The sequence below is a fragment of the Paenibacillus sp. J22P169 genome (assembly GCF_059691995.1).
The window spans coordinates 2,682,214-2,708,792 of record NZ_JCAUAO010000001.1 but is presented as its reverse complement, the minus strand read 5'-3'; the positions used below and the strand labels follow the sequence as shown (position 1 = coordinate 2,708,792).

General features: G+C 44.1%; 29 protein-coding genes and 1 tRNA gene. 17 read left to right on the top strand and 13 right to left on the bottom strand.

The window, feature by feature from the left end; genetic code table 11:
* Window positions 1-223: 223 nt before the first annotated feature.
* Window positions 224-775, bottom strand: a complete 552-nt coding sequence (locus tag AC58QG_RS12455) for a hypothetical protein (protein ID WP_497362345.1) — start codon at window positions 773-775, stop codon at window positions 224-226.
* A 16-nt stretch (window positions 776-791) separates the two neighbouring features.
* Entirely contained in the window at window positions 792-1,538 is a 747-nt protein-coding gene (locus AC58QG_RS12450; protein WP_497362344.1) for a hypothetical protein, read from the bottom strand.
* A gap of 735 nt (window positions 1,539-2,273) precedes the next feature.
* Here AC58QG_RS12450 and AC58QG_RS12445 point away from each other — a divergent pair.
* Both AC58QG_RS12445 and AC58QG_RS12440 read left to right on the top strand, forming a co-directional pair.
* Entirely contained in the window at window positions 2,274-2,462 is a 189-nt protein-coding gene (locus tag AC58QG_RS12445) for a helix-turn-helix domain-containing protein (protein WP_497362343.1), read from the top strand.
* 72 nt (window positions 2,463-2,534) lie between these two features.
* A complete protein-coding gene (locus AC58QG_RS12440; RefSeq protein WP_497362342.1) occupies window positions 2,535-3,710 on the top strand; it encodes a tyrosine-type recombinase/integrase in 1,176 nt (391 codons plus the stop codon).
* Between the two features lie 90 nt (window positions 3,711-3,800).
* On the opposite strand, the gene AC58QG_RS12435 is transcribed toward AC58QG_RS12440, so the two are convergent.
* A tRNA-Ala gene (locus AC58QG_RS12435) sits at window positions 3,801-3,873 on the bottom strand.
* 209 nt (window positions 3,874-4,082) lie between these two features.
* Here AC58QG_RS12435 and AC58QG_RS12430 point away from each other — a divergent pair.
* The 3 genes from AC58QG_RS12430 (at window position 4,083) to AC58QG_RS12420 (ending at window position 6,962) form a co-directional block, all read left to right on the top strand.
* Window positions 4,083-4,370: a hypothetical protein gene (locus AC58QG_RS12430; RefSeq protein WP_497362341.1), complete on the top strand. Its 288-nt coding sequence runs from the start codon at window positions 4,083-4,085 to the stop codon at window positions 4,368-4,370.
* Between the two features lie 15 nt (window positions 4,371-4,385).
* Window positions 4,386-4,904, top strand: coding sequence for a VanZ family protein (locus AC58QG_RS12425; RefSeq protein ID WP_497362340.1), 519 nt, complete (start codon window positions 4,386-4,388; stop codon window positions 4,902-4,904).
* A 261-nt stretch (window positions 4,905-5,165) separates the two neighbouring features.
* Complete coding sequence (locus tag AC58QG_RS12420) at window positions 5,166-6,962, top strand: ABC transporter substrate-binding protein (protein ID WP_497362339.1); 1,797 nt, start codon at window positions 5,166-5,168, stop codon at window positions 6,960-6,962.
* Between the two features lie 17 nt (window positions 6,963-6,979).
* Here the strand turns inward: AC58QG_RS12420 and AC58QG_RS12415 are convergent, their stop codons facing one another.
* Window positions 6,980-7,243 (bottom strand): hypothetical protein, encoded by a 264-nt coding sequence (locus AC58QG_RS12415; protein ID WP_497362338.1) that lies wholly within the window; start codon window positions 7,241-7,243, stop codon window positions 6,980-6,982.
* A 157-nt stretch (window positions 7,244-7,400) separates the two neighbouring features.
* Between AC58QG_RS12415 and AC58QG_RS12410 the strand changes: the two genes are divergently transcribed.
* The gene (locus AC58QG_RS12410; protein ID WP_497362337.1) at window positions 7,401-8,066 is read left to right on the top strand and encodes a tetratricopeptide repeat protein; all 666 of its coding nucleotides are present in this window, start codon (window positions 7,401-7,403) and stop codon (window positions 8,064-8,066) included.
* An 11-nt stretch (window positions 8,067-8,077) separates the two neighbouring features.
* Here the strand turns inward: AC58QG_RS12410 and AC58QG_RS12405 are convergent, their stop codons facing one another.
* On the bottom strand, window positions 8,078-9,139 hold the full coding sequence (locus tag AC58QG_RS12405) for an acyltransferase (protein WP_497362336.1): 1,062 nt from the start codon (window positions 9,137-9,139) through the stop codon (window positions 8,078-8,080).
* 272 nt (window positions 9,140-9,411) lie between these two features.
* Between AC58QG_RS12405 and AC58QG_RS12400 the strand changes: the two genes are divergently transcribed.
* The 3 genes from AC58QG_RS12400 to AC58QG_RS12390 all read left to right on the top strand — a co-directional run bounded on the left by AC58QG_RS12400 (window position 9,412) and on the right by AC58QG_RS12390 (window position 12,087).
* Window positions 9,412-9,843: a DUF86 domain-containing protein gene (locus tag AC58QG_RS12400; RefSeq protein WP_497362335.1), complete on the top strand. Its 432-nt coding sequence runs from the start codon at window positions 9,412-9,414 to the stop codon at window positions 9,841-9,843.
* A 47-nt stretch (window positions 9,844-9,890) separates the two neighbouring features.
* On the top strand, window positions 9,891-10,559 hold the full coding sequence (locus AC58QG_RS12395) for a helix-turn-helix transcriptional regulator (protein WP_497362334.1): 669 nt from the start codon (window positions 9,891-9,893) through the stop codon (window positions 10,557-10,559).
* 274 nt (window positions 10,560-10,833) lie between these two features.
* A complete protein-coding gene (locus AC58QG_RS12390) occupies window positions 10,834-12,087 on the top strand; it encodes a S1C family serine protease (RefSeq protein ID WP_497362333.1) in 1,254 nt (417 codons plus the stop codon).
* Between the two features lie 95 nt (window positions 12,088-12,182).
* Here the strand turns inward: AC58QG_RS12390 and AC58QG_RS12385 are convergent, their stop codons facing one another.
* Complete coding sequence (locus AC58QG_RS12385; protein WP_497362332.1) at window positions 12,183-12,818, bottom strand: bifunctional 4-hydroxy-2-oxoglutarate aldolase/2-dehydro-3-deoxy-phosphogluconate aldolase; 636 nt, start codon at window positions 12,816-12,818, stop codon at window positions 12,183-12,185.
* Between the two features lie 179 nt (window positions 12,819-12,997).
* Between AC58QG_RS12385 and AC58QG_RS12380 the strand changes: the two genes are divergently transcribed.
* Window positions 12,998-13,444: a DUF948 domain-containing protein gene (locus AC58QG_RS12380; RefSeq protein ID WP_497362331.1), complete on the top strand. Its 447-nt coding sequence runs from the start codon at window positions 12,998-13,000 to the stop codon at window positions 13,442-13,444.
* Between the two features lie 14 nt (window positions 13,445-13,458).
* The gene (locus tag AC58QG_RS12375; RefSeq protein WP_497362330.1) at window positions 13,459-13,824 is read left to right on the top strand and encodes a YtxH domain-containing protein; all 366 of its coding nucleotides are present in this window, start codon (window positions 13,459-13,461) and stop codon (window positions 13,822-13,824) included.
* 464 nt (window positions 13,825-14,288) lie between these two features.
* Here AC58QG_RS12375 and AC58QG_RS12370 read toward each other — a convergent pair whose 3' ends face one another.
* Both AC58QG_RS12370 and AC58QG_RS12365 read right to left on the bottom strand, forming a co-directional pair.
* Window positions 14,289-15,419: a phosphodiester glycosidase family protein gene (locus AC58QG_RS12370; protein ID WP_497362329.1), complete on the bottom strand. Its 1,131-nt coding sequence runs from the start codon at window positions 15,417-15,419 to the stop codon at window positions 14,289-14,291.
* 117 nt (window positions 15,420-15,536) lie between these two features.
* On the bottom strand, window positions 15,537-16,199 hold the full coding sequence (locus tag AC58QG_RS12365) for a helix-turn-helix domain-containing protein (RefSeq protein WP_497362328.1): 663 nt from the start codon (window positions 16,197-16,199) through the stop codon (window positions 15,537-15,539).
* Between the two features lie 205 nt (window positions 16,200-16,404).
* Here AC58QG_RS12365 and AC58QG_RS12360 point away from each other — a divergent pair, with 205 nt between their 5' ends.
* The 5 genes from AC58QG_RS12360 (at window position 16,405) to AC58QG_RS12340 (ending at window position 20,167) form a co-directional block, all read left to right on the top strand.
* The gene (locus AC58QG_RS12360) at window positions 16,405-16,827 is read left to right on the top strand and encodes a disulfide oxidoreductase (protein WP_497362845.1); all 423 of its coding nucleotides are present in this window, start codon (window positions 16,405-16,407) and stop codon (window positions 16,825-16,827) included.
* An 88-nt stretch (window positions 16,828-16,915) separates the two neighbouring features.
* Window positions 16,916-17,923: a polysaccharide deacetylase family protein gene (locus AC58QG_RS12355; RefSeq protein ID WP_497362327.1), complete on the top strand. Its 1,008-nt coding sequence runs from the start codon at window positions 16,916-16,918 to the stop codon at window positions 17,921-17,923.
* Window positions 17,924-18,036: 113 nt separating this feature from the next.
* Window positions 18,037-18,846, top strand: a complete 810-nt coding sequence (racE, locus tag AC58QG_RS12350) for a glutamate racemase (RefSeq protein WP_497362326.1) — start codon at window positions 18,037-18,039, stop codon at window positions 18,844-18,846.
* Window positions 18,847-18,973: 127 nt separating this feature from the next.
* Entirely contained in the window at window positions 18,974-19,849 is an 876-nt protein-coding gene (locus AC58QG_RS12345; RefSeq protein ID WP_497362325.1) for a M14 family metallopeptidase, read from the top strand.
* 105 nt (window positions 19,850-19,954) lie between these two features.
* On the top strand, window positions 19,955-20,167 hold the full coding sequence (locus AC58QG_RS12340; protein WP_310222383.1) for a hypothetical protein: 213 nt from the start codon (window positions 19,955-19,957) through the stop codon (window positions 20,165-20,167).
* Window positions 20,168-20,500: 333 nt separating this feature from the next.
* On the opposite strand, the gene AC58QG_RS12335 is transcribed toward AC58QG_RS12340, so the two are convergent.
* On the bottom strand, window positions 20,501-20,680 hold the full coding sequence (locus AC58QG_RS12335) for a hypothetical protein (protein ID WP_497362324.1): 180 nt from the start codon (window positions 20,678-20,680) through the stop codon (window positions 20,501-20,503).
* A 260-nt stretch (window positions 20,681-20,940) separates the two neighbouring features.
* Window positions 20,941-23,187, bottom strand: coding sequence for an FAD-dependent oxidoreductase (locus AC58QG_RS12330; protein ID WP_497362323.1), 2,247 nt, complete (start codon window positions 23,185-23,187; stop codon window positions 20,941-20,943).
* Window positions 23,188-23,307: 120 nt separating this feature from the next.
* Between AC58QG_RS12330 and AC58QG_RS12325 the strand changes: the two genes are divergently transcribed.
* Window positions 23,308-24,087 (top strand): helix-turn-helix domain-containing protein, encoded by a 780-nt coding sequence (locus AC58QG_RS12325; protein WP_497362322.1) that lies wholly within the window; start codon window positions 23,308-23,310, stop codon window positions 24,085-24,087.
* Window positions 24,088-24,136: 49 nt separating this feature from the next.
* Here the strand turns inward: AC58QG_RS12325 and ytvI are convergent, their stop codons facing one another.
* From ytvI to AC58QG_RS12310, 3 genes are read right to left on the bottom strand one after another with little or no spacing between them, the layout of a single operon-like run.
* Complete coding sequence (ytvI, locus tag AC58QG_RS12320; RefSeq protein ID WP_497362321.1) at window positions 24,137-25,249, bottom strand: sporulation integral membrane protein YtvI; 1,113 nt, start codon at window positions 25,247-25,249, stop codon at window positions 24,137-24,139.
* Window positions 25,250-25,267: 18 nt separating this feature from the next.
* Window positions 25,268-26,014, bottom strand: a complete 747-nt coding sequence (gene map, locus AC58QG_RS12315; RefSeq protein WP_310222393.1) for a type I methionyl aminopeptidase — start codon at window positions 26,012-26,014, stop codon at window positions 25,268-25,270.
* 37 nt (window positions 26,015-26,051) lie between these two features.
* The gene (locus AC58QG_RS12310) at window positions 26,052-26,411 is read right to left on the bottom strand and encodes a winged helix-turn-helix transcriptional regulator (RefSeq protein ID WP_056616422.1); all 360 of its coding nucleotides are present in this window, start codon (window positions 26,409-26,411) and stop codon (window positions 26,052-26,054) included.
* Window positions 26,412-26,579 lie beyond the last annotated feature (168 nt).

Below are 26,579 nucleotides of genomic sequence, written 5' to 3'. Positions count from 1 at the left end.
TGACTCTTTGCCATCATTGCTGATCGTTTGGGTCATTCTTAAACAGTAGGTTCATAGTCCACGTGCTTCCATCTTAGTCCGAGTATTTTGTATGCAGGGGCAATCTGCTTTCTCTTTGTAAAAAACATTACGTGTATCTCCCAAGTAAATTTAATAATAGTTATAAAAGTATGTAAAAGCAAAAAAGAATCGACCTTAAGATCGATTCTTTTTTGCTTTAATGCTATTTATCTATTTGGTGCTTTTGTTTAAGTTTATCTAATCCGTGAGGGTCGGGAGAGTTTACGAAGAAGAATAGGGATTCTCCTGTTTCTGCATCATAAACTGTTGTGACAATTGCCTTTTCTACAGGTACGCCATCGACATTATGAGTATTATCAAACTTTGATGTTAACACCCAAATCATTCGATTAGGATCGATATCATGTCTTATTGTATCATCTAAACCAAGTTCTACAAATTCTTGATAAGTCATTAATTTCTTTAATGAATATTTACCTCCTTGTTTTGTTATCTCTGCATCAGAGATAGTACCAGATAATTCATCAACCTTTTTTAATTTATCTTTCTTATCAGTATTTGCTACATATTTAAAGTCGCTTATTTTTACTTCTTTACCATCAGGGTCTTTTACTCGTTCATGACTATTTATATCTTGCTTAAATTTATCTAATTTCGAAGGAGTAATAGCTGATGTACTAGATACTGTTGAAAAAGCAATTGCTAAAAATGCTAACAGCGAAGAAGAAAGAATGATATTTTTTTTTCTGTTCATCTTAAAACCTCCTTTATTATTGTATATCAATTCGATTGGAAACTGTGGAACTCATATGTGCGTTAACGCCTGGGTGATTATTGGAAGCAAATGTTCCGCCTAAATATGCCCACGTGTACCAAGCATTATTGCTTGAGGCTTTAACATTTAAATCTGTCACATATGTTGGTAATGTCATACTTTGTGTTGGATTAGTTCCTGTCTCGAATCCCCATTCTTCCCCAACATTAATAGTTCCACTGTTTGATGAAGATGTGTTTGTATAAGTAATAACAACTGAACTATCAGCTCGCATATCGCAGAGTCTATTAGTGCCGCTTGTATAAAAATCGACTCCAGAAGTATGAGATTGAGATGAGCCCCAACTGCTTCCAGAAAACTTATCAACTCTCCAACTAGTAGAGGTAGCTCTTGCTGTAAATAAACCAACGTAAGTTTGATTTGTTAAAGCTCCACCTGTAGTATCCCAGTTATAACCGACGTGATATCCCATTTCTACCCAACTATCTGTGAGGTCCTTATCATTAATTGGAATCCAGAACTCATGGTTAATTTTATTTTCATTACCAGAAACCCAGCCTGGATTTAGACTCGGTAACGTGGATTTCATCCAAAATCCGTTATAATAATATCCACTTGCTATTGAAGACATTGGCAATGAAACTTGATTGTACTGATGAGTTTGTGCTGCAAAAGTCATGTTCCCAGCTAACAAAATCGAAAACATTGTAAATATCCCCGACAAAATGAATTTCTTTTTCACGGTCATTACCTCCTGGTATAATTATCCTCAACTTGAAATAATTAACCTCTTAGTGAAGGGTTGAAACATATATACTTTTACCAAGAAAATTCATTTGAATGATCAATTATTTGAAGAAGTTTCATTAGAACAGTTCGGGATAAAATTCACACTTTTCTTTACTTTAATTTTGTATTTATATTGTTGATATTATTAAGACGGAATAATTGGAATAATGTTGCAGCTTAAGAGTTAGCAAACAAATAATTATAACTATAAGTGCAAATATTGTAAGAAATGATTAAAAATGCAAATAACCCCTTAAAGTATAAGGGCTTCTTCGCATTTTTTTGATGCTCGTAATAAGCGTCTCTCATCTTGAGGGAGTGGCGCTCAGAAGGCGTAATATCTCAAATTTCTCCGACTGCATTTCAGTTTTACAAGCATGAAACCAATGATATATAAGATTTTGTAACAGATTGATAATTGAAATACACTGACATATCGTGCTTTCAGGACATATCGTTTAAGTTGAGTCAGTTTTTTACCTACGGGGCTATTTTAACCACATTATTTTTAAAATTTTGTGTTTTCCCCTGAAATATCCGTCCAACATCCTATGAGCTATAATCAAGTTAGATCTCAATTTTCATAACACGGTTTTCTGCATTCAGGACTGGAAGTACCAGGACGAATGGATTGTATACAATCCGTTTGTCTTTTTTATTACTTATTTTTCAAAGGAGGTTCGTATCCATGATTAAAACGAAAGAACATTACCCTGTCGTGCTTAAGGCGAGCCATATTGCTGAGATTTTAGACGTTTCAGAGCCGACAGCTTATAAGTTAATGAGACATAAAGATTTCCCATTGTTCTCCCAAGGACGAATAATGCGAGTCATTCGCGATGAGTTCTTTAAATGGCTCGAATCACAATCCTTATAAAAAAGCAAGCACGTGATCATACTGGATAATGACCACGTGCTTGCCCATAAAAACAGGAGGCAAGCAAAAATTATGGCTTATATCAAAGCAAAAGGAACAGGAAAAAAGAAACGATATGTTGTTCGTTACGACGGAGCAAAGGATTCGAAAACGGGAGAAAGAAATCAAAAACAGAAATCGTTCAAAACAGATGCTGAAGCAAAGAAGTTTGTTGCTCGCCTCACCTTAGAACCAGATCAAGAAATAGCGACCCAGAAAGAAAAGAAACTTGTCAAAGTTCTTTTTCAAGATTTTGCTGTGAACTGGTTTGAAGTGGATTATTTTCAAAGTGTTCGACCGGGTACCTTCGTGAACAGACGTTATTACTTAGAAGGGCATATCCTACCCTTCTTCAGTGATAAATACATTCAAGATATCACGGGTGAAGATGTTAAAGCGTATTATGCGCATGAAAAACGTGCAGGGTACGCGGAAAAATCCATTAACAGCTACCACAAGTTTCTATCCCGTCTTCTAAAGGCCGCCGTTAAAAAGGGATATTTAGAAACCCATCCCCTGAGTGACTTTGAAAAAGGAGACAGGCCGAAGGATCGTGTTCGGATTGCAAATCCTTGGAGTTATGAAGAAGTCGTCCAATTTCTTGAGTATGCTGAAAAAGTTCATAAAGACGTGATGTACGATTTCACTCTTTCAACCGCACTACGACAAGGAGAGGTCTTCGCATTTCCATGGTTCAACCTTGATTTTGAGGATAGATCCATCACTGTAACTAGAAGTGTGGCCTATGATGAAGATGGAAATCCAGAGCTTCTTCCAAAGTCACAAGAGAGCTACCGGACCATTACACTTCCAAAAATCCTGCTAGCGAAGCTAAAAGTTCACAAAGAAAATCAGGAGCAGATGAAGAAGCGATTTGGTGACAACTACGAGCATGAACTAGATCTCGTTTTCCCAACTAGTGGCGGGGGATTCCAAAACCCATCCAACGTACGAAGACAATTGTACGGGCTCATGAAAAAGGGAGGCGTTCGAAGAATCACCTTCCATGATCTTCGTCATACGCACGCCCGCATGCTCATTCGAAGTGGAGCAAATCCCAGTATTGTTCAGAAGCGTCTCGGCCATGAGGATATCGAAACCACCTTTAAGTATTACGGTCATCTTTGGCCTAATGCCGATCAAGAAGCCGTTCAAAACCTTGAAAATGAGTTGGGGAAACGTAGAAAAACAAAAGCCGACGAGGATTAATGTGAACTTCTGTGAACTTCCTGTCTTTTAGAAGTAAAACAGGCAATTGAGGAAATTAAAAAACCCTTACGGGGTAAGGGTTTTAAGGTATGGAGCCTAGGGGGATCGAACCCCTGACCTCATCGCTGCCAGCGATGCGCTCTCCCAGCTGAGCTAAGGCCCCGTGTTGTCGCTTACAAACATCGACTTTTTGTATTATACATGAATAAGTGATGACAGGCAATACCTGAAATCAGGGATTTTTCTTGTAGTTGACTATCCTAGAAGCTGTATGTCGATTCTGTTGCAAAAGGGACAGAACGTTGTTTTCATGCGCATTTTCATGCTAACCTAGTAGCATAAACTAGTAGATCGTTTGGGAGTGACGAAGAAGTGTCAAACGCGGTGTTGTATTGGGTTTTATTAGGTATCGCTTTTGTGTTGCCGTTTGGTATTGGTGTTATTCTGATGAGGAAAACGAACCGGCTAGGGTTCTCGTTTTGGATCACGACGGCTTTGAATATCGTGCTGACTGGACTAGCGGCGTTATGGTGGAAATCAGTGACGACCGATCAGTTTCAGATGATGTTCGGGATGGCTTTTTATGGCGTATCCGCAGTGAACGTCATGGTTCTTGAATTTTTTGCCTTGTTTAGCATTCGTAAAAAAATGAATCAGTGAGAGGAAGGAGCCGTTATGCCGAAGTTAACAGGGTCAAAGACGGTATTTTACGTGTTCCTAGTTGCAGCTATCCTCTGGATGGCTTTCATCTATATGAAATCTGCCGAGCCGTATCAACAGCAAAGCTTGAAGCCATACTTGGAATCGAAGTTTTCCAGCGAAAAGTTGAAAGAGCATATTCCCAAAGTGAAATTCACGTATGATCATCAAGTGATTTCATGGCAAGATCCCATTAATTTGATTGAATTCATCATAAGAAAAGCAGGGCACGTTAGCGAATACGCTGTGCTTGCCCTGCTTTGGTCAATAGCTTTACTAGCAAAGCCTCTCAGAATGAACATAGCTTTGTTCAGCTCCTTCCTAATTTCATTGCTCTACGCAATGACGGATGAATGGCATCAATCGTTCGTGAAAGACCGAACGGGGCACGGTATCGATGTTGTCGTCGATGGAGTTGGTATCGTGTGTGCGCTCATTCTGATTGTGGTGGTAGTTACAATACGAAAGAGAGTTAAATCCAGAAGAACAAGCTAGTAAGAAGCACGTAGACTTTTCTTTTGCGAACGGATTTCCATTTCCAATGTTCGCGGGATTGGCTTTCTAAGTCGTGTTGTTGCCATTCCATCAATTTCTCTGATACATAGAGGTCTGTTGGTTGCATACGATTCACTTTCCTTTCTTTTCCTAATACGTTTAGTTTACGCTGGAATAAGGGGAACAAAAAGAGTATAATTCACTTCAATGATTTCCCCTTTTATAGAAAGGACGTTGAAGATGCAGCTGCTTACTCATTTTTTGGAGCTACGCGCGAGTTTTGAGCATGGTGTTGAGCACAAGCCGCAGCCTATTACATTAGAGGAATTAGCGGATCGATTATATTGCTCGACTCGGAATGTGAAGATTTTATTGAAGAAGATGAGCGATCAGAATTGGATTTCCTGGAAACCTGGACGAGGTAGAGGGAATATTTCAGAGCTTACATTTTTGGTCTCTTCGGAGGACATGATCTCGAAACAAGCGATGGCGCTTGCGAGTCGAGGCGATTATTTAGGTACGATTGAGCTGATACATCAACTTGGTAAAGGTGAAGCACTACAGGACTCCTTCATTGAGTGGTTGTTCAGCTTTTTTGGCTACCGAGCGATTGAACATGAGGAGCGGTTTAAGGATACACTGCGTGTGCCAGTCTACAAGTGGCTTGTGACGTTGGATCCTGCGCACTCTTTTTTTGCATTTGATTTCCATCTGGTGAGTCAAATTTTTGATACCCTCATACGCTACAATTCGCAGACAAAGGTGATCGAGCCGCACTTGGCTCACTATTGGGAAATCAGCGAGGATGGCTTGCATTATACTTTTTATTTGCGTAAAGGTGTGCTTTTCCATCACGGTAGAGAGATGACAGCGCATGATGTGAGTTACACGTTATCGCGATTAAAGAAGTTAGGTCTGGCCGCGACGCAAGGCTGGATTACCGAAAGCATTGAGGCGATAACGGTTCTTAATCGAAGTTCGATCGCAATTGAATTGAGTCAGCCAAATGTGCTATTCCTTCAACAGCTAGCACATACCTCGATGGCCATTGTTCCCGAGGAAATATGCCGGGATAATGAATCGATTTTTGGGCGAATGCCCATTGGAACGGGGCCGTTCAGGCTGGAGAGAAACGATGATTACATTTGCAAGCTGCGTGCGTTTGATAGTTATTTTGGCGTTAGGCCGCATATGGATCTCATCGAAATTTGGCTGCTACCCTCGGATCTGCAAGAAGCAACACCAAGCTGGGATAAGATCCAAGTGTATCGTGGGCAAACGAATTCTAGCAAACCGGTAGGCGTAATTGATAAAGATTCAGAGTGGCATCAAATTGAACAAACGATTATGGGCTGCAGTCTATTAACGTTTAATCGCAATAAGAGAGGGCCGCAGTGCCACCCTAACTTTCGGAAAGCGGTTGATTTGGTTATAGATCGTGAGCGTATGATTGAAGAGCTAGGTGGTTTTCGTGAAGCACCAGCTCACAGTTTTATTCCTACGATGGAGCCGCTTGTGAAGTCAAGAACGGATATGGCCGAAGCAAAGCGTTTGCTCAATGAAATGGGCTACAACGGTGAGACGATACATATGTATGTCTATCGGAATAACAATGAGGATGCGATGTGGATTTGCCGTCAGTGCGCGCAGATTGGGATTCCTATAGAGATCACGATTCGGAGTGAGTCCGACATGACACAGATGACGACCATTGACGAAGCGGATCTTATTTTTTATCACATTTGCATGGAAAGCAATTATGACCTTCATATTATTCAAACGTTGAAACAAAGTAACAGTTACGTGCGTGCACATTTGAATGAAGAACGGTTGGCATGGGTAGATGCGAAAATGGAAGGGATCTTGAGTAATCCTAGTCTGGATGAGCGTATTACTGGCTTACATGAATTGATTGCTGAGCTGCAAGCGGAGAAATCGTTCTTATTCGTCCTTCATCGATCTCAACAAACGACTTATCATGATTCGATTAAAGGTGTAACGATCAATGATTTAGGATGGATTGATTTTCGGGAAATTTGGTTTACCCCAAGTGTTTGATGATGAAAAAAACGACCTTACGGTCGTCTAGGAGCAGGCGGTTCAAAGCGGTGTTCCATCGCAACCCAGCGTCCATTCGCAACGAAAAAACCGATGAATGCGAATACGAGCAGTCGAATAGGAATCCAAGCGGAATTAATGGATTGGAAGCTTATAAATTCGAGTAAGGTCGTGAGGAGCGCAACTCCGATTCCCCAAGGAACGATCCCGAACATAATTAAATATCTAGAGCGACCTAGTTTTTTTCTCTTAAGCCATATAGCTTTATGCGAATCTTTCATGTCAAAGCTCCCTTTTTTCTTTCTAGTATAGCACTGCTGGCGAAAAATCTCGAATGGTAGAAGCTCCGTGCTGTTTTAACTGTTTTTTCTTAGGAGAGGGATGAACAATGATCGCATAATATGGTAGTATTAGGAAGTTGAAAAGGGGGAATACAAGTTGCTTATCAAAATATTACTATTTGGTTTGCTTTGGCGAATCGTGGGTAATCCGTTTCTCGCGCTGCTCATTTTACTCGTCATTCTATACGTATTGGATAGAAGATACGTTGGCATATTGCCGAATATTTGGAGGCCGTTCCAGTTAAGACGGAGAGCATCTCGCCTGCGAATTGACCTTCATGCGAACCCGCACAATACCTCGGCAAAGCTAGACCTGGCGCGAATTCTAATTGAACGCAAAAAATATCAAGAAGCGCTGCCTTACCTGGAGCAAACGCTACCGATCATGCAGGAATCTGCCGACGTACATTACGAAATTGGACTTTGTCTGCTGAAACTAGGCCGTACAGCTGAGGGTGAAACCTTCATGCTGAAAGCGATTGATCTCAATCCTCGTGTAAAATATGGCGAAGCCAATCTGCGCCTTGGCGAGGCTTTGGCTCCCCTTGCACCGGAGCGGGCGGCGCAATTTATTGAACACTTCCGCGACCTGCACTCCTCATCGGTCGAGGCTTACTACCGGCTCGGCCAGCTGTATCAGCAACTCGGCCGTCAGGAAGATGCCAAGCGCGCGTATCGCGAAGCGTTGGACATTTACCGCGGCTTGCCTCGCTACAGCCGCAGACAGCAGCGGCGCTGGGCATGGCTAGCGCGCATGAAATAGAAAGGTTCCGCTCATTTGCGAGCGGAACCTTTTTTTGCGACGCGAGCGTAGCCGCGCGTGAGCAGTAAAGAGCCTAGCAGCCCGATAAGGACGGCTGCTACGGTGTGCACATCATAGAGCCAGATGCGCCCAGGCGCTGGCTCTGGCGATACGCGATCCCACAGGGTGAGAATCGCGGGATGCACGAGATAGATGCCGAAGGAGGCTGCGCCTAAGGCAGATAACCAGGCGTAGCAGCGTGAGCCGCGCGCCAGCTGTTTGCGCGCCCACGGTACGCAAACGAGTGGGATGGTCATGCAGTAGGCGAGAAGCGCCAGCTCGAACCAAGTGTTTTCGAAGTTAGCGATTTCATATTGCTGTAGGAGGAGCATGCCTACAAAAGCGCCGCCAGCGAGCAGAACGGCGCTATCTATCCACCTTTTGTAACGAGCCATCCAAGTTATCATCGTAGGATAGTAGATGCCCATGAAAGCACCAAAGCAGAAGGTAGCGGTATAGCTGAGGAACAGTGAGGCATATTCAGGTAACGGAAATACCCAATGATGAAACGTATAGGAAGCCGCTTGAATGCCGATACCTAGAGGAATCAGGGTGCGACGCAGCCATGTGTATCGTTTCACGGCTGCAATCAGCAATGGAAACAGCACATAGAACTGAACGATAATGACCATGTAGTAGAGATGATAGCTCGCATTTCCCGATAGGAGCAGCTTAAATAGATGAATCGCATCGAAATGTATCGTGCCATGAAACATGATTTGATTATACAAATAATAGAATATGGACCACAGAACATAAGGGATTAATATCTTTTGGAGTCTTTTTGTCCAAAAAAGACGTGCCATTCCAGGCTCCCATCGGTCATAGTAGGAATAAAACAAAACGAGACCACTTATCCAGATGAACAATGGCACGGTAAAAAGGCTAGCTTTGTTCAGGATGAAAAAAATAGCTTGAGACGCTGTCCCAATCGGGAGTTGTGTGGCACTGGAGGTACTGTGAATGAGCACGACAGCCATGATCGCTATCGCGCGTACAATGTCGATTTCTGAAAGTTTTGGTTTAGATATCATGATGCAAATTCTCCTCTTTATCTCTCATTTCACTGTAACATGATCCCAAGAGGAGGACAATGGCCCTAGTAACGATAACACGCGTAGCTTGACGCTCACATCCACCCGAGATAAACTGTTGATAGCATGTACAAAGAGATCAATCAAGAGGGTGAATGAACGTGAGTTATGAATATTTGATGCAAGCAGTTTTGCTCATATTTTTGGTGATTATCACTTTTTTTGCTATGTTGGTATGGACGAAATGGCGAAAAAGAGGACGGAGATAGACCATGTATTTTATTAATCATGAACAAATTGATGGGCGCATTCAGTTTCTGAGTGTTCTGGCTGAGGCTAGTCAGCAATTAGAAGCGCAATGGACACAAGGTAAGCCGGATCTTATTTGGCAGCTTTCTCAGGAAAGAATCCTTCATTTAGCTATAGAAACCGTGACGGATATTGGCAGCTTGCTTATTGATGCTTTTATTTTAAGAGATGCAAGCAGTTATGAAGACATTGTGGAAATTGTACATGGCGAAGGAGCTTATTCAGAGTCTTTGACCGAGACATTGCTGCAATTAGTGAAGCTTCGTAAACCACTTGTGCAGGATTTTGTAGATTGGAATCGTCAAACCTTGCATCCATTAATCCCGAAACTCCCGGCGGCTTTTGAGGAATTCGCGGCATCCGTTCGTGCGTTTATCAAGAGTGAATTGGCATAACATACATATGTGTTTCGTAATTTACTTATTGCCTGTGATGCTGTAAAATGAGACCTAAACGAGTTCCGAGGGCAGGTGAGAGCGTGAATCAAACACTAGAAACATCTACGCGTAAAGTGATTCTTTCTATGCTCAAAACGCAAGGAGCGTTAAGTGTTCAGGATCTTGCAAAGCAACTCGGGATCACAGAGATGGCGGTAAGACGACATATTCATTCGATGGAGAAGGATGATTTGCTCGAGGCTAAGCTCGTTAGGCAAGCCATGGGTCGTCCGACCAATGTGTATACCTTAGCGCCTCAGGCGGATGAGTTATTTCCCAAGAAATATTCGCAGTTAACGTTGGATTTATTAGATGAGTTATTAGAAGACGAGGGTCATGATAAAATTGAGCGGCTCTTTGAAGGCAGACAGGGGAAGCTCGAAGCGCGGTATCAATCGAGGATGCAAGCCAAAAGTTTAGAAGATCGCGTGGCTGAATTAGCGCACATTCAGAACGAGAATGGCTATATGGTGGACTGGTCTGCACAAGGCGAGGACGCATATATTTTCAATGAGCACAACTGTCCCATTGCGAAGGTGGCCAATACGTTTCAGCAGGCATGCCAGTGTGAGTTGTCCCTGTTCCGTAATTTGTTGGATGCCGATGTAGAACGTACGGAGTGTCTTGCCAAAGGTGCTAGCAAATGTGTGTATATCATACGTCAAAATAAATAGCTTTCAAAAGGGAGTTAAGCAGACAGGAGCTGCTTAACTCCTTTTTTTGCGTCGCGTGAAACCGATCGACTAGCAAGTCCCCGCGAGCTGTAAGCGCAAAAACACCGCTACAGCCCGCCCACCTCGCGCCGCCGCGGTGTCCAAACCTTCAGCATACTTTCAGCTAGCATTCATACAGCTATCAGCCCAATTTAAGTCTTACTTCAGGTTAGAGGTCTATACTTAACCTATCAACAAGAAGACAATTTGAGGGAAATTGAGAGGCGGTAATCGTATGAATGAAGATATGAACAATAAAATGAATTTGACGGATATCAAAGTTGAAAGCAAATCTAACAATTCCAGAGTGAAGCCTATTTTTGCAGCTTTTATGGCAGGGGCAGTTGTTGTTGGTGGACTGATGTTCACTTCAGATAAGATGAATCTTTTTGGTTATGATACGCAAACGGTTCAGTCAAGCGTCACAGCTGCTTCCGCAGCTAACAGTGCGGCAGCCGGTGTCCAAACAGCATCACTGAACAATTTGGGTACGAATAGTATTTCAGCGATTACGAAGGCATCGAGTCCAGCCATTGTCAAAATTGAAACCAAAGTAAAACAAGCGAGCGCATCAGGTAATCGTAGGAACTCGCTCCAGCAAGGGACAGAAAGCGGTGATACGATTCAAAATGGAATCGGATCCGGCTTCATCTTTGAGGATAGCGGCTATATTCTAACGAATGAGCATGTAATTGATGGAGCGGATGAAATCGAAGTTTACGTTCAGGGCTATGATACGCCATTTACGGCGACGCTTCTTGGAAGCAGCTATGACTTAGATTTAGCGGTGCTAAAAATTCAAGGAGATAAAGCTTTTCCTGCGCTAAAAATTGGTAATTCGGACACTGCTGAAGTAGGAGAATGGGTTGTTGCTATTGGCAATCCCTATGACTTTGATTACTCTGTCACAACGGGCGTATTAAGTGCTAAGGAACGCGAGATCAGCATTGATGATGAGCAGGGCACACGGAATTACAAGCATCTACTTCAAACGGATACAGCGATCAATCCAGGCAACTCTGGCGGTCCACTGTTAAATTTGAACGGTGAAGTCATCGGCATCAATACGGCTGTCAACGCTGAAGCACAGGGGATGGGATTTGCAATTTCTGCAAGCACAATTAACGCTGTCGTGGATAAGCTGAAAAATAACGAAGAGATTCCGAAAGATCCAGCGCCTTATATCGGCGTAGCGCTACAAAATATTACTGAAGACATGCTGGAAGATTTGAAAATAAACAGCACAAATGGGGCTGTTGTCGCTGAAGTGCAGCAAGGGTCCCCGGCATTTGCAGCAGGCATTCGACAGTATGATGTGATACTTGATGTGAACGGGAAAGCCATTTCGAACACGGAAGAGCTTACCAAAGCTGTTCAAGCCGCGGCGGTAGGAGATGCCTTGAAAGTGAAAATCTCGCGTGATGGCCAAACGAAAGATGTAACGGTGAAAGTCGGGGATAAAAATACGGTAACTGGTTATGAAAGCTAAGGTTCCACTCCAATAGGCTTAAAAACAATAAAAACGGAGTTCGCGATCATTCGCGAGCTCCGTTTTCTATTTTTCCTCGTGCTTCAAGCACGAGTTTATGCACGAGACGCTGCCAGCAATTGAACCGCCTTGTCCGTAATCCAGCCGAAATTACCGGCCTCAATTTCCTTCAGGTTGATGAGTGAGCCGCCAATGCCTAAACCATAGCAGCCGATACTCAGAAATTGTTTGATATTGCCTTCCGTTACGCCACCGACAGCCATCATTGGGATCTTGTCCAAAGGTCCCATCAATTCCTTGATATAGGGCAAGCCTAAGCTTGCGCTTGGGAATATTTTAACGGCTGTAGCCCCGGCTTTCCATGCTTTCACAACTTCGGTCGGAGTCATAGCGCCTGGGAAAATCGGAATCCCCTGCTGCTGCGACCAGCGGATGACTTCTTCATCCAAATTCGGTGTGACGAGGAATGCGGCTCCAGCGAGAACAGCTTGTTTGGCGTCCTCCAGATCCAGTACGGTACCAGCTCCGATAAACATCTGATCACCCCATTGCTTCTGTAGCTGAGTGATCATGGCAAGAGCGCCAGGTGTGTTTAACGTTACTTCCATGACGGTGACACCGCCATTGAGAAGTGCTTCTGCAACTGCGAGGATATGCGCCTCCTGCACGCCGCGGACAATTGCAATAATACGTGTACGTTCAATTTCTTGTAAGCCTTGTTCTCTGTTCATATCGGATTCCCCCAACTCAACTACCATGCATTTGTCATTTATTATGACAGGTTCCAGAAATTTTTCCAGTCAGTTTGTGTCAAAACAAGCCCTGCCTACCTATACTGTAGTAATTCATAGGCATTCGTCTAGAAGCCACATCAATCCTCACAGCTTTCAGCTCACAGGAGGTGACCCACATGACTTGGAGTGAGATCAGTATCGTCAGCTTGGCTGTTGCTTGTTTAGTGCTCATTGCATTTACCGTTCGTATGTTCATCACGGCTACACGAACGCTTCGCTTGTTAGGGGATACTGTTGTTGAAGTTAAACAACAAGTTGTCCATACGACAGAACATGCGGAGAATCTAATGAAGCAAATAGGGCAGCTTACGGAAGAGGTACATTTGCAAATCCTTGCGTTAGAGCCAAGTATTCAATCGGTAGAAAAGGCAGGGGTGGCAGTCGGGGAAGTAGCATCCACACTGCGCAAGGCCTCACGTATGATGAACGATTCCTTACATGGTGCGGAAAAGGTCGTACATACGCACCAGAAGCGTATCCACGACGTCATGGAATGGGCAACGACAGGGTTTGAGCTATGGCAGCGATGGCAGGCGCATCGGAATGCGAAATCAGATCATTAAGGAGTGGATAACACATGTCCAATGGAAAAAAAGGGAAAGATCTACTTATCGGTGCTGTCGTCGGCGGTTTGGTTGGAGCGGCAGCAGCGCTCCTATTCGCACCGAAATCCGGTCGTGAGCTGCGCAGTGACATCGCAGAAGGGGCGACTGTGGTTAGCGACAAGACGGTTCAATTAGCAAGCGCAGTAAGTCAAAAAACACAAGCAGCTGCTAAAACAGTAAGCACTACGACCACAGATCTCGTTGGCAAAGCCAAAGATACGGCTGTAAGTGTTGTCGAGACAGTTCGCTCTTGGAAGGAAGCATCAACTGGCGATGAGCTCCTCGATGATATCGAAGCATCGGAAGCTGCAGAAGATTTAGTCATCGTAGGTCGCTAAGCGCATAAAAAATAAGAGGGTATCCCTAAAGCCATGTAGTGGCGGGGGACCCTCTTTTTGCATTAGAAATAAACGTATCCTGTTTATGGACTAGAAGGAAGACTTTCCTCCAAATCAGCTTGTTCGTATCGTGAATACAGTTGTGAAGGATGCAAAAGTGCAACCTTTTTTATTGAAATAAGCTCTTAATCTGAAATGCTTGCAAAAGTGCAACTATTTCTGCCCGCGCTCATCATTTTGGAACCTTTTCGGTCCTAAAGGATGCACTTTTGCACTATGTGTAGCCATTTTCCCCGAAAATGCGTGCACTTTAGCATCTTTGACTATTTACCGCCTACAATAGGCATTTTACTCTTCCAGATAATTTGCAAAACACAAAGGAGCTAGGCGCAAACACGCAACTTAGCTCCATTTCCATTCGAATATTGGCTTTCTCCAGAGGTTGGGAAAGCCTCTTATTTATTTTACCATTTGGAAGGATCAATTTTACTTATATCCAGACCTTCCCAAACATTCTTAATATCAGCCGTCTCTGGATGATCGAAGAGCAGCCATGCGGTAGGGAGATATCGTTCTCCGTATTCACTTGAAGGTTTATTAATAATAGCATTATTGTGGACGAGCACGGTTGAAGCGCCCCCATCCAAGTTCGCCGCGGTGATTGCTCCGTGGGCTAAAAATATTTCCTGTACATCATAGAGCGTTGCGCCAATACTGTGGGTTTGTCTGCCATCGATAATGGCGAATAGAATAGCGCCATCCTTCGTTTGAGCCATGCACGTTCGAGGAGCGATGCCCCAGCCGTCCGCTTGACTTTTGACTTGGCCAACACCGTTTACTATGAAACGAGGGCTGAAGGAAACGGCTTCTTGAACGCCCATTTCGAGCAGCTCAGATACTTTGTATTTTCCTGAAATCATACGGCCTTGCTTATCAATCCCAACGATCTGTACGGTACCGTTCATACCCTTGTCATTGTAAAAGATTTTGCCTCCGGAGATCACAACGCCTTCAGGTTGAAAGCCATTGCCTTCCCAGTTCGGGTCAATAAATCCGCCGCCATTTACACCTAGGATCGCGCCGGTACGTTTGACCATGGAGGATACTTTCTCTCCCTTACCTGCTTTCTCTGGCACTGCTATGCGAAGCTTGGTAGGGTCTGAAATGGTAACAAGCTTACCTTTGAAATTGGGACCCGAAATGTTCTCGATTGTTACTAGATCTTTCTTAATGGGAGCTTCTGCAACAACAGCTGGAGCATAGGACGGCTGGGGAGCAATTTCAACAAGTCCCAGATCCTTCTCAGTACCCATCTCGTCAAAACTTTTCGAATACGCAGCCACACGTTTCTGTAGCTCGGTTGAGCCTATTAAATATTTAGCCCAGTCCCGATGCTGTGTAGTGATGATGGTATCTGCCATCATGAAACGCAGACTCGTGCCCGAAGATGTCAGGAAAAACCAACATAAACCTAAGGTTGATAGAATTGTAATACTACAAATTGCATACAACATAAAGCGTATCCCTGTAGAACGTTTACGCTGTACACGGGCTTGCAGGTTTGTCTGTCGGGTGGTTGTTTGTTGAACAGCCATGGTAAGGCATCTATCCTCTCTCACGCTAATCAAGCCATACTGTCATCTTTATAAGACGAAAAGAAAGGAGAATAAGTTTCAGAATTTCCTGAAATTTTCTCCTTTTTTTGTAAAAGCTTAATTATGTCGTTGTATGGGCATGAGAAGCGACTCTTTCAGCAAGGTTTTTTCATAGTGATATTCAAGCTCGTTCCCTGCATGGCGGGCTACACTACGAACGATAAGCTCGTGGTACTTCTTTTGACGTAAGGCTGCAATTTTCACGTTTAGACTAACACCAAGTGGGTCGAAATAAAGTTTACCCTCTTGGGCATCATATTTCTTAACGTGAGACAAATTGACGAATAAATCGGTGTCCATTTTCTTGAACCCATGATCATCTAACTGATCTAGGAAAAGACTGAAATCCAATAGGGATTGCATAGAGATCCTGCGATTGCCAATCCGCGTATGATAAGTCATTTCAGTGGGACCAATTTCTATAAAAAGAATGTCGTCCAAAGGGAGAGTCAAAGGCGTAGCTTGATTCTCTAGGCTTTCTTTTTCAAGATAACCTGCTTTCTCCATTAGATCTGTATATGAGAACTTATAAGCGTCCGACAGTTTCTTTAAAGTGACAGGGGATGGTTTAATCTTCTCGTTCGTTGAACGGTTTCGTTCTAATTCTAAATCACGAATATAGGCATGGGACAGGCCACTCTTGTTAGCTGCTTCACGCAAGGACATCTTCCCACGCAAGCTCTCCAAAAATTTACCGAATCCTTCAAACTGTTTCATCATAGGAATCCCTCCATATGTTAATTGTAAATGAATTAGCTCTAAATAGAAACGTTTATAGCACTTAATGGTACTACTTACCTCAGCTGGCAACGTATATCTTATACGATTCGTAAGCGATATGCGAATTTAGTAGGTCGAGAGAATCAATCCCGTGACTTCTTTCTTCTATTTTTTTATAATAGGGTAGTAGAAAGGGGACGATTTCATCATGACAAAAAAATGGCTGAGAGACAACGGCATGCATATATCATGGCTTGTTGCCTTAGTTGCGACGCTTGGAAGCTTATATTTTTCGGAAATCATGCATTTTGCACCATGCAAACTATGCTGGTATCAGCGTATACTTATGTACCCATTAGTCATTATTTTAGGAATTGCAGCAGTCCGCAGAGATTACAAGATAACCATTTACGTTTTGCCGTTAACGATTTGGGGAGCATGTATCTCCATCTATCACGTTTTATTACAAATGGGTGTTTTCAAAGAAACGGGTACAGGCTGCGGTCCCATTGCTTGTGATACCGATTACTTAAACTGGCTTGGATTTATCACGATTCCGATGCTGGCAGGAACTGCGTTCATCCTACTTACTGTTCTACAATATTTAACCTATCGAGCTACAAAATAACCCCAAGAATCTTAATTTAGGCAGGTAATTTGTCATTCACTGTCGAATAGGATGGAAGAAGAATCCATTCCCTATTGAGGTGTAACTCATGATTAAACTTACCCATAAAGCTGCACTGCTGATCGTACTGAGCGTTTCATTGGTCGGTTGTGCAGATATAAGCCTAACTGCCCCTGTCGGTAATGAAGCGGCTTCCAATGCTACTCCTGTAATTTCCCCTAAGTTTTCGCCAACACCTTCTCCTACGCAAGCGGTTAAGCCATCGCCAACAACGATACCTACGCCAACACCACATACAACAACACTGCCAAGCGCGACGCCAACTGCGCCACCAGCTACACCGACGCCAAGTGCAACACCTAAAGCAGTAGTTGCGGATGCGTCAAAATCCAAACCTTTGCCAGCAGATCGGACGCCGTATTCTTGGTACTATATGAAGAAGAAAACAGGTCAGGTTCCTGATTTCCCGCATGAAACCAAGTCCTTTAGCAGTGACCAGAAAGCGGTCTGGGTGGGGACTGGGAAAAAGGTCTATTTAACGATTGACGCAGGTGGGCCATTAATCGAGGTTGACCTCATGCTGAAGTCGCTCAAAGAAAACAATGTCAAAGCCAATTTCTTTATTACTGGAAACAACATCAAGAAGAACCCGGACTATTTGAAAAGAATTGTGGCAGATGGTCATTATGTAGCGAATCATACAATGACACATACGGATTTTAACGAGCTCTCTGACGATCAGATACGCAAGGAAATTAAGGATTTTGAAGTCTTGTATAAGCAAATCATCGGTAAAGAAGTCGGGAACTATTTCCGTTTTCCTTACGGTCACTATAATCCGCATAATTTAAGCTTGGTCTCTGAGATGGGCTATACCTCTGTATTCTGGTCTACCGCCATGCGTGACTGGGAGCCCAGAGCGAATGGTGCGGAGGATCCATATAACGATATTATGAATAATCTGCATGAGGGTAACGTGATTTTGATGCATCAGGGGTCTGTTGAGAACATGCAGGCGCTTGATCGTATTTGTAAAGAAATCAAAAAGAGAGGGTACGAATTTGGTCTTGTGACGGAGCTTCAACCTAAAAAGTAAAGAAGAATTGGTCTAAAACTGTGTAGTACTCTTGGTACCTTTAAGCTTGGCCTCACATATCCTAACCATGTGGTTAATATGAATTCATCAACCGGCAAAGGAAGCGGATATGTGTGCAGCAAGCGATAGCCGTACTGGACTCCGGAGTCGGAGGATTAACTGTAGTAAAGGAAGTCATGAGACAGCTACCGCATGAAAAAGTCATTTATTTTGGAGATACGGCTAGGAGCCCTTACGGACCCCGACCTGCTAATGAAGTTCGTCATTTTACTCGCCAAATTGTAGATTACTTACTTCAGTTTAATCCCAAAATGATTGTGATTGCCTGTAATACGGCGACCGCGGTCGCGATAGAAGACATACGTGCGCGTGTCTCGATTCCTGTCGTTGGTGTGATTTCACCAGGGGCAAGAGCAGCAATCAAAATGACACGAAGCGGGATGGTCGGTGTCATTGGCACAGATGGAACGATACGCAGTCAAGCATATGAAACAGCGTTGAAGCAGATTTCGCCTAATATCCATGTCTATAGTGAGGCGTGTCCGTTACTAGCTCCATTTGTTGAGAGAGGGCTTTTTAGTAGTGATAGTGCGCATAGCATCGTGGAGCAATCCCTGAATCCCTTGAAAGGAAAGCCGATCGATTGCTTAATTCTGGGCTGTACCCATTACCCATTTCTGATGGAATCCATTTCTCGCGTTATGGGTCCTGAAGTGACTTTAATTTCTTCGGCGGAAGAGACAGCCAGAGATATAAGTACGATTCTTTCTCAGAGAGGCATGCAAACGAAATCCGAAGAAGTGCCGATTCATCAGTTTTTCTGCAGTGGTGCGCCTACTGTTTTCCGACAGATTGCGGAGAACTGGCTCAAGGAATATATTGCTTTCATGCCTGTCGTGTGGCAGGTGCCTACTATTATTTGAGCATTGAAAATAGACCCTTTAGGGTCTATTTTTATTTCACTTACCGCGTCTGAGATACCGCATGATTCCTGCAACTTAGGCATAAGCATAGCCATACGAAAGAAGTAAAAGGCTGTGAGGTGGTCGTGTGTTAGGGTATGGTTATCAGACATTGATTGAGGAGCTGAATCGTTTAGGCAAAATATATCCTTTTTTGCAAATGGCGTGTATCGGCGAAAGTGTGATGGGCAGGGATATACATGCGGTGCGTATTGGACATGGTTCGAAGGAAATCCATTTCAATGCAGCTATGCATGCGAATGAATGGATAACCGCACCATTGCTGATGCAATTTGTGGAAGACCTTGCATGTGCCTATGCTAGAGGGACGGCTTGGCAGGGACGCAATGTGAGACGTATTTTGTCGGAATATTCATTGTGGGTCGTGCCGATGGTCAATCCTGACGGTGTCGAGCTTGTTTTATATGGACTGCCTGAGGAGCATCCGCATCGAGAAGCGTTGCTAGCGTGGAATAAAGGTTCCTTATCGTTCTTGAATTGGAAGGCGAATATACGTGGTGTAGATCTCAACGATCAATTCCCTGCACATTGGGAAGAAGAAAAGTTGAGAAGAGAACATGAAGGACCTGGCGAGCGTGACTATGGCGGAGAAGCTCCTTTATCTGAACCCGAGGCTGCTGCACTAGCTCATTTTACGGAGTGCCATGACTTCGAGCTTGTCGTTGCCTTACATACACAGGGGAGAGAAATTTATTGGAATTATCGTGACTATGAACCTGCCGAATCCGAAGCACTTGCGGAGCGATTGGCATTAGCCAGTAATTACGAGGCTGTTAAGCTTTCAGGTAGTGATGCGGGGTATAAGGATTGGTTCATCCAACAATTCCGACGTCCCGGTTTTACGATCGAGGTGGGATTCGGTGTTAATCCGCTGCCTGTCGAAACGTTTGCATTGCTTTACGAGGAAGTAGTTCCCATTCTATTGACGGCCTTGGAATTATAAAAATGAGGACTTAGACAAGTCACGCCAACTTGTGCGCGTTCGCCACGAACCGATTAGCCCAGACTTCATATACTGAAGAAAGGAAGCTGTAGGGGAGGCGTGAACATGGCACCACCTAAAGGTAAAGGCAAGGTTGTTAAGAAGAAAAAGGATCCCTCATCTCGGGCTCAATACACGATGAGGATGGTTGAATCGGCCACATGTTCGGTGTGCAAAACACCTTGCGCAAGAGGAATGCGTTATTTGGAAATGATGTCACAGCCTGGAGCTGTCGGCAGAGGTGTGCCGTGTATTTTAACACGTAGGAAAATCAATTAAACTGGATCCGTCCCTTGTCTGAGGGGCGGATTTATTGTTTTAGATTAACTGGAAAAACGCCATCAAATTTCCAGCTATTCCGCCCCAAATTCAATTTAACTGGAAATCATGTAGTTAATTTTTACCAAAACAGCCAATGTGCCTAAAATGGCTTGATTTAGACTGTATAAATTCCATTTATTCGGCATTTTTCCACTGTAACGATAAAATTAGCTGTATTAAATCCATCTAATCCTGTCATCTGTTCGAACCAGTGACTCCAGCTCTCGGAAGTTCGACGTCACAAATAAAAAGCCCCGCGAGCTTAGCTCGCGAGGCCAATATGTGTATGAATTAATGGTTTGGTGTGAGTAGTTTATCTGCTAAAGATTGTTTAAGCTTCTTGATTGCGTCGGTTTCCAACTTGTGGTTATGGTTGAATTTCGTGCCAGTCAGTGCAAGCGCTTCCTTGATTGTCATTTCAACACGAATTATTTCTTCACCATGCGGAATTTGTACGAAATTGTTGGACATTTTTATCACTCCTATGTCAGCTATTTAAAGCGAAAACCTTGATTCTACGCACTTTTAATATAACACATCATGTTAGGTTAAGCAAGAGCAATCGGTGCCTATTTTCAAATAATTAGGAGGTGCTTGTCCGAGCTGTTTAACACATAACGGAATCCATTAAAGCGGTATGCCGCCAACGTTTTTCCCTACGTGAATGTGCGAAAAGAACCGATATCAACCACTGTTCCAGTGGCCGTACCGGTTCTTCTTCACATACTCATTTATTGATAACAACGCAATTCCATGATTTCAGCACGCGGAGAACCATTCGTGGCTGCAACAACAACGCGCAGACGGTTGGTTGAAACTGCACTATTTAACTTATGAACATGGTGCCGAGTGTGATTATTCATCTGCTCAGCTACTGTTGTCCACGATTCCCCAACCCAAGCCTGCAGCTTATAATCTTTAACTAATTCAGGAATAATTTCAAATTCTGTCCGATGATGATGCAAATTAATTAAATCCTCGTTGACGTCATCATTGAACGTTACGTGCACTTGCCCAATGCATTGAGGCTCAGACCAGCTGGCTTCAAGCCATTCCTCAGCACCACTGTCTCCAGCGGAAGACCATAGATGCGGACTGCCGTAAGGCCGCTTGTAGCCGTCAGCTGCTTTTCCAGCCGCATAAGCGGAAGTTGGTGAGAGAAGTCGGAAACAGAACGGCTTCCGAAGGAAGCTTTTCGGGCTCCAGTCAATCACCGGTTGATGATGATGCATATCCCCGAAGTCAACGGTATCGCTAGAGACGGCATTATGCTTGAAGGACAGCACCCCAGATTGCGGACGATCGGAGAGATGTACAGCTAGAGCAGGGTTGCTTCTGAGCACGATGAACGCGTTCTGTGCGTGTTCAGGCTCCCATTGCAGTGAAGCGGTAACCCATTGCCCTATACCCTCAGCTACAGGCACTACAACGGACGTTACGAGGGTATGAGGGACGTAATTCTGAGGCTTGCCTGTGTCCCACAGTTCGACAGTAAGCTCTGTAGCAGCGGTGGCATCGAGTAATAGCTCTATGCCATTCATAAACGGATCTACAGGCACTAGAAGCGCTGCATGCGTCTGCAATGGATACACACCAGCCGACTGCTCCAATGCCAGCTCTGTCAGCGTGCTGGAGGCCGTCAGCGTCGCGCTGCGAACAAGATCAGCCTCATCGGTATTCACCACGCCGAGAATGGACGCATCCTGCCGCAGCAGCGTTTGCTGCAGCTCGTTCAAGTGCTCGCTGTGCAACTCACGCGGCGAGATCCCTTTGGCTGCGCAGAGGGCGGCGCCAGTACCCGCAGCTTCGCCAATGACAGCACATGTCGCCATGACACGTGTTGTGCCGAAAGCAACGTGGGACGCGCTGATATTGCGTCCTCCCATGAGCATATTCGACACGTTGGTCGAATAGAGGGAACGGAATGGAATATGGTAGGAGCCATCCATATGCATATGTTTCGAGCCACTGGCGGTTGAATACATGCCTTGCGGCGGATGCAAATCAATTGACCAGCCGCCGAAGGCGACGCGATCCTCGAATAGCTCCTGTGCAATCACATCATTTTGATTGAGGACATAATCGCCCACGAAACGGCGGTATTCCCTTTTTCCTGGAATTGATCCAATCCATTCTAGTGTTAAATTCGTGCTGTCAAATTTCCCAGAGTTTTTGATATAGTCCCAGATCCCATAGATAACAGAAGAAAGCTCATCGCGAATTCGTTCATTATCATGGACCGTATCATGCTCCCCGCCCCATTCAATCCACCAGTAAGAGCAGCCGTTATCGCCACTGCGAATGACTCGCTTCATAGGAATCGACGTTTGTGTGATATCTTTAGCGAAGCTTGGCGCTATATATTTGACTGGGCGCCCAGCATCCTTGGTGTAGAAGAGTAGAGTGCTTCCTAGCGTGATATCATCCGGGACAAGAGGTGCCCATTCCTCGTTAAATTCGTGTTGTGCTTCACGACCGATACGGAACTTAGCGCCTGCAAGGAAACCAACCAGACCATCACCCGTACAATCGAGAAATACACGACTTTCAAAACGAATTCTTCGTTCCGAGCCCATCATCCAACCTGTGACAGATTGAATAGAACGATTATTTTCATCACCTGACGCATCAACCTCGTGCACATCTGTGTTCAAGAATAACGTAATATTAGGCTCCGCTTTCACCTTTTCAAGGACAACTAAATCCCAAATGTAAGGGTTGCCATCGATATTTCGATATTGGTTCTCTACGAAGAGTTCACCCATGATGCCGGTTTCTCGGGCATTACGGTGGACACCATGCGAGGTGGCACCACACACCCATACGCGTATTTCACTGCTTGCATTTCCGCCTAGAACCGGACGATTCTGGACAAGTGAAACAGTTTGACCTAATCGTGCTGCAGCAACAGCTGCACAAACGCCTGCCAAGCCACCGCCAACGACCGTGATATCAGATGTAACGATTTCATGCTTCATTTATGAGCACCTCACTTGTCATAATATCTCTCCCATGCATTGTAAAATAGATGATATCCTTTTAACATACAGCGAGTTACAATGAGCATATACTTTATTTCAAATAATGGAGCGTGTGAGATGACCTATCGGGATCCTGCCTTAAAGCTCTTATCTCATGTGTATTGGTATCAGAAAAAAGAATTTATGTTCGAGCGAGATGACTATGCTCCATGGACTTTATTTGCAGTGGAGGAGGGGAGCTTCTTCTATGAAATTGGAGAGGAGCAAGGTGAGGCTAGATTCGGAGATCTTGTGCTTTGCCCCCCTCGTACCGTGTTTCGAAGAAAAACGCTGGAGCCGCTTACTTTTCACTATTTACAATTTATTGGGGAGGCCCACATTGAACACGATGCCAACTGGCGGGGAAAACTGTCGTTGTTGGATCTGCCGCGCTTGACGTCCAGTTATCGCTATTTGCGAACTTTGCAAGGGTGGGATGAAGAGAGCACGCAGCACAAACTTCACCTTGTGAATGATCTCTTGCGAATGGCCCATATGGATAGGTTTATCCAAGAAAGTCCCCCTACAACCATCATGGATGGACAGATGGATCAAGCTCGGAGCTTTCTGACCGATCAAGCGTTTGGCCATTTATCGATGCTGGATTTAGCCACTTCACTGGGGCTGACGCCTGTTCAATTTACCCGCAGGTTTCAGAAAGCCTTCGCCCAAACACCAACGGCATTTATTAACGACTTGCGTCTGACGCGTGCTAAGCATCTTTTAGAAAATACGACATTTACTCTAGACATGATCGCATCACAATGTGGGTATGAGAATGGCTTTTATTTGAGCCGTGTATTTACGCAAAAAATTGGCAAGGCCCCCTCTTTGTATCGCAGTATGCATCGGGTATAGCAAAAACCCCCAGATCTTCAACAGAAGACTGGGGGTTTTGTAATAACAGCTAATTGCCGGTATACGGCAGCTTTCCTTCGGTATATTCGTTCTCAGGCTTGCGGATCCAGCGCTGTAAATACCCTTGCGTATGTAAGGCCTTAATCAGAATGATCAGCACGGGCGAGAGAATTACGCCTGCCACACCAAATAGGGATAGCGATACAATCATGAAGGCCAAGGTTGTAAATGCCGATACACCCAGTGATTCACCTGTGATTTTGGGCTCCATAATCTGTCTTACGAGAATGACGACGAGAAGCAATGCACTAAGCCAGATCGCTAGTGTTGTATTGCCAACAATGAACAAGTAGATAATCCACGGAATGAATAAGGTGGAAACACCGAGCAATGGCAGGACATCGAAGATCGCAGACAGAAGCGCGATAGAAAATGCATTGTTCACATTAAGTACGAGCAAGGCAATAAATACAACGATGAAGGTCAACGTGATGAGCTTGGCTTGTGCTTTTATGTAAGAAACAATACCCTTAACGACATTTTCTTTTAAGAAAAAGAAAGCTGATTTAAAGGTATTTGGCGTTTGTTCAGTTGCGATCCGTTTCCAAGATTCAATTTCGATGCTTAAGAAGTATGCGAGAATGATGCCGACGATGAAATTGAACATGAACGTGGAGAAAGAGGTCAGGGAAGCGACCAATCCAGATAAAAAGGCAACAAGGAAGGTAGAAGCTTTTCCGGCAAATTGTCCAGCATAATCTTTCGCTTTGCCAGTTACATCATCAGGTAAAGCTTGGAATCGATCATTTAACTCAGCGATTCGATTGATGATCTGGTCATTAAATACCGCAGCATAATCATCGATTTTGTCAACAAGACTCATGATCTGGCTGGTAAATATGACGACAGCACCGGCCAAAGCACCAAGGATGATCAATACGAACAGTAAGGTTGAAATAGCTGAGGCTAACGATTTGCTCATGCCTTTGCGATTCAAGAAGCGAGCCAGAGGCTCGATCATCATGAAAATGATCAAGGCCAGAAAGATTGGCGTGGCGATGGCGTACAAATAACTGAACAACAGCATGAATAAGTAGACGGTTAATGCGATGAGCCCAATGTCAAATACCGTTCGCCAATATTTCTTGTAAAAAGAAAGCATCCCTGTTCCTCCAGATCATTATTGTTCAGTTAGAATAATCGGTCCATTGCTTGTAATCGCAATCGTATGCTCATATTGTGCAGATAGGCTGCCATCGTACGTTCTAGCTGTCCACCCATCTTGATCGACTTTAGAATGAAATTTACCAACATTAAGCATCGGTTCGATCGTGAAGACCATGCCTTCCTTAATGCGCGGCCCTTTGCCTGCAGGTCCATAGTGAGGCACTTGTGGTTCTTCATGCATTTCGGAGCCAATACCATGACCAATGAAATCTCTAACAACGGAGAAGCCTTGTGATTCCGCGTAGACTTGAATAGCATGAGAAACATCCCCAATGCGATTGCCGACCACAGCTTTTTCAATGCCTTTATAGAGAGATTCCTTCGTAACTTGAAGAAGCTTTTCAGCAACAGGCGAAATATTGCCAACTGCGTATGACCAAGCGGAATCTGCTAACCATCCATCGATGCGAACGACCATATCAATCGTAACGATATCACCATCATTCAAAGGTTCCTTCTTGGGGAAGCCATGGCAGATGACGTCATTCACCGATGCACAGGTTGCATAGGGATAGCCGTGATAGCCTTTCTGTTCTGGAGTAGCACCATGTTTAGCCAGAAAGCCTTCAACGAATTGATCGATTTCCCATGAAGTAATGCCTGGGCGAATCATCTTCGCGATTTCTTTATGACAATCGGCAAGGATTCGGCCTGCTTTCCCCATGGCTTCAATTTGTTCTTTTGATTTGATTGTAATCATCAAGTTCCTCTCCTCTTCGTGTATCCCTAATTGTTCATTATGTCCATTTTGCTGACCAAAGCTTCATCTCTCTAATAATTTGATGCAGATCCTGCCCTTTTGGTGTCAACGTGTACTCGACAGTAACAGGAACTGTTGGGAATGCCATACGCTCTAGAACCCCATGTTCTTCAAGGTGGCGCAAAATATCCGTGAGGGATTTCGGACTTATGCCCGTAATTTGACGCTGCAGCTCTCCGAAGCGCTTCGTTCCACAGAACAATTCACGAAGTACAAGAAATGCCCATTTCCCGCCAATGACTTCTAGTGTTCGTTCGACGGAACATTCGATTTCCTTGGGGATTTTGGGAACATAATTGCTAAGTGGAGCGACTTTTTCATTTTCAAGCGTTGACATGAGATCGCTTCCTTTCATCAAAGTCGTGTAGGATACTTACTTTTAGGTTAGTAAGTTAACATTTTGTAATAAGGGATGAATACTCATACTACTATCTATTTTAAAGTTCCTTAGGAAATTTGGCAATAGAAGGGCAGAATAGGACAAGGTTGATTTCATGCTCTAGAT

Excerpts from the sequence above, each read along its gene's own strand:
- AC58QG_RS12385 (WP_497362332.1), bottom strand. The coding sequence starts at position 12,818 with ATGAACAGAGAACAAGGCTTACAAGAAATTGAACGTACACGTATTATT.
- AC58QG_RS12310 (WP_056616422.1), bottom strand. The coding sequence starts at position 26,411 with ATGTCAACGCTTGAAAATGAAAAAGTCGCTCCACTTAGCAATTATGTT.
- AC58QG_RS12455 (WP_497362345.1), bottom strand. The coding sequence starts at position 775 with ATGAACAGAAAAAAAAATATCATTCTTTCTTCTTCGCTGTTAGCATTT.
- AC58QG_RS12330 (WP_497362323.1), bottom strand. The coding sequence starts at position 23,187 with ATGAAGCATGAAATCGTTACATCTGATATCACGGTCGTTGGCGGTGGC.
- map (WP_310222393.1), bottom strand. The coding sequence starts at position 26,014 with ATGATTACAATCAAATCAAAAGAACAAATTGAAGCCATGGGGAAAGCA.
- AC58QG_RS12365 (WP_497362328.1), bottom strand. The coding sequence starts at position 16,199 with ATGATGAAACAGTTTGAAGGATTCGGTAAATTTTTGGAGAGCTTGCGT.
- AC58QG_RS12405 (WP_497362336.1), bottom strand. The coding sequence starts at position 9,139 with ATGATATCTAAACCAAAACTTTCAGAAATCGACATTGTACGCGCGATA.
- AC58QG_RS12380 (WP_497362331.1), top strand. The coding sequence starts at position 12,998 with ATGACTTGGAGTGAGATCAGTATCGTCAGCTTGGCTGTTGCTTGTTTA.
- AC58QG_RS12395 (WP_497362334.1), top strand. The coding sequence starts at position 9,891 with ATGAGACCTAAACGAGTTCCGAGGGCAGGTGAGAGCGTGAATCAAACA.
- AC58QG_RS12370 (WP_497362329.1), bottom strand. The coding sequence starts at position 15,419 with ATGGCTGTTCAACAAACAACCACCCGACAGACAAACCTGCAAGCCCGT.
- AC58QG_RS12390 (WP_497362333.1), top strand. The coding sequence starts at position 10,834 with ATGAATGAAGATATGAACAATAAAATGAATTTGACGGATATCAAAGTT.
- AC58QG_RS12440 (WP_497362342.1), top strand. The coding sequence starts at position 2,535 with ATGGCTTATATCAAAGCAAAAGGAACAGGAAAAAAGAAACGATATGTT.
- AC58QG_RS12335 (WP_497362324.1), bottom strand. The coding sequence starts at position 20,680 with ATGTCCAACAATTTCGTACAAATTCCGCATGGTGAAGAAATAATTCGT.
- AC58QG_RS12445 (WP_497362343.1), top strand. The coding sequence starts at position 2,274 with ATGATTAAAACGAAAGAACATTACCCTGTCGTGCTTAAGGCGAGCCAT.
- AC58QG_RS12425 (WP_497362340.1), top strand. The coding sequence starts at position 4,386 with ATGCCGAAGTTAACAGGGTCAAAGACGGTATTTTACGTGTTCCTAGTT.
- AC58QG_RS12415 (WP_497362338.1), bottom strand. The coding sequence starts at position 7,243 with ATGAAAGATTCGCATAAAGCTATATGGCTTAAGAGAAAAAAACTAGGT.
- AC58QG_RS12325 (WP_497362322.1), top strand. The coding sequence starts at position 23,308 with ATGACCTATCGGGATCCTGCCTTAAAGCTCTTATCTCATGTGTATTGG.
- AC58QG_RS12340 (WP_310222383.1), top strand. The coding sequence starts at position 19,955 with ATGGCACCACCTAAAGGTAAAGGCAAGGTTGTTAAGAAGAAAAAGGAT.
- AC58QG_RS12400 (WP_497362335.1), top strand. The coding sequence starts at position 9,412 with ATGTATTTTATTAATCATGAACAAATTGATGGGCGCATTCAGTTTCTG.
- AC58QG_RS12375 (WP_497362330.1), top strand. The coding sequence starts at position 13,459 with ATGTCCAATGGAAAAAAAGGGAAAGATCTACTTATCGGTGCTGTCGTC.
- ytvI (WP_497362321.1), bottom strand. The coding sequence starts at position 25,249 with ATGCTTTCTTTTTACAAGAAATATTGGCGAACGGTATTTGACATTGGG.
- AC58QG_RS12355 (WP_497362327.1), top strand. The coding sequence starts at position 16,916 with ATGATTAAACTTACCCATAAAGCTGCACTGCTGATCGTACTGAGCGTT.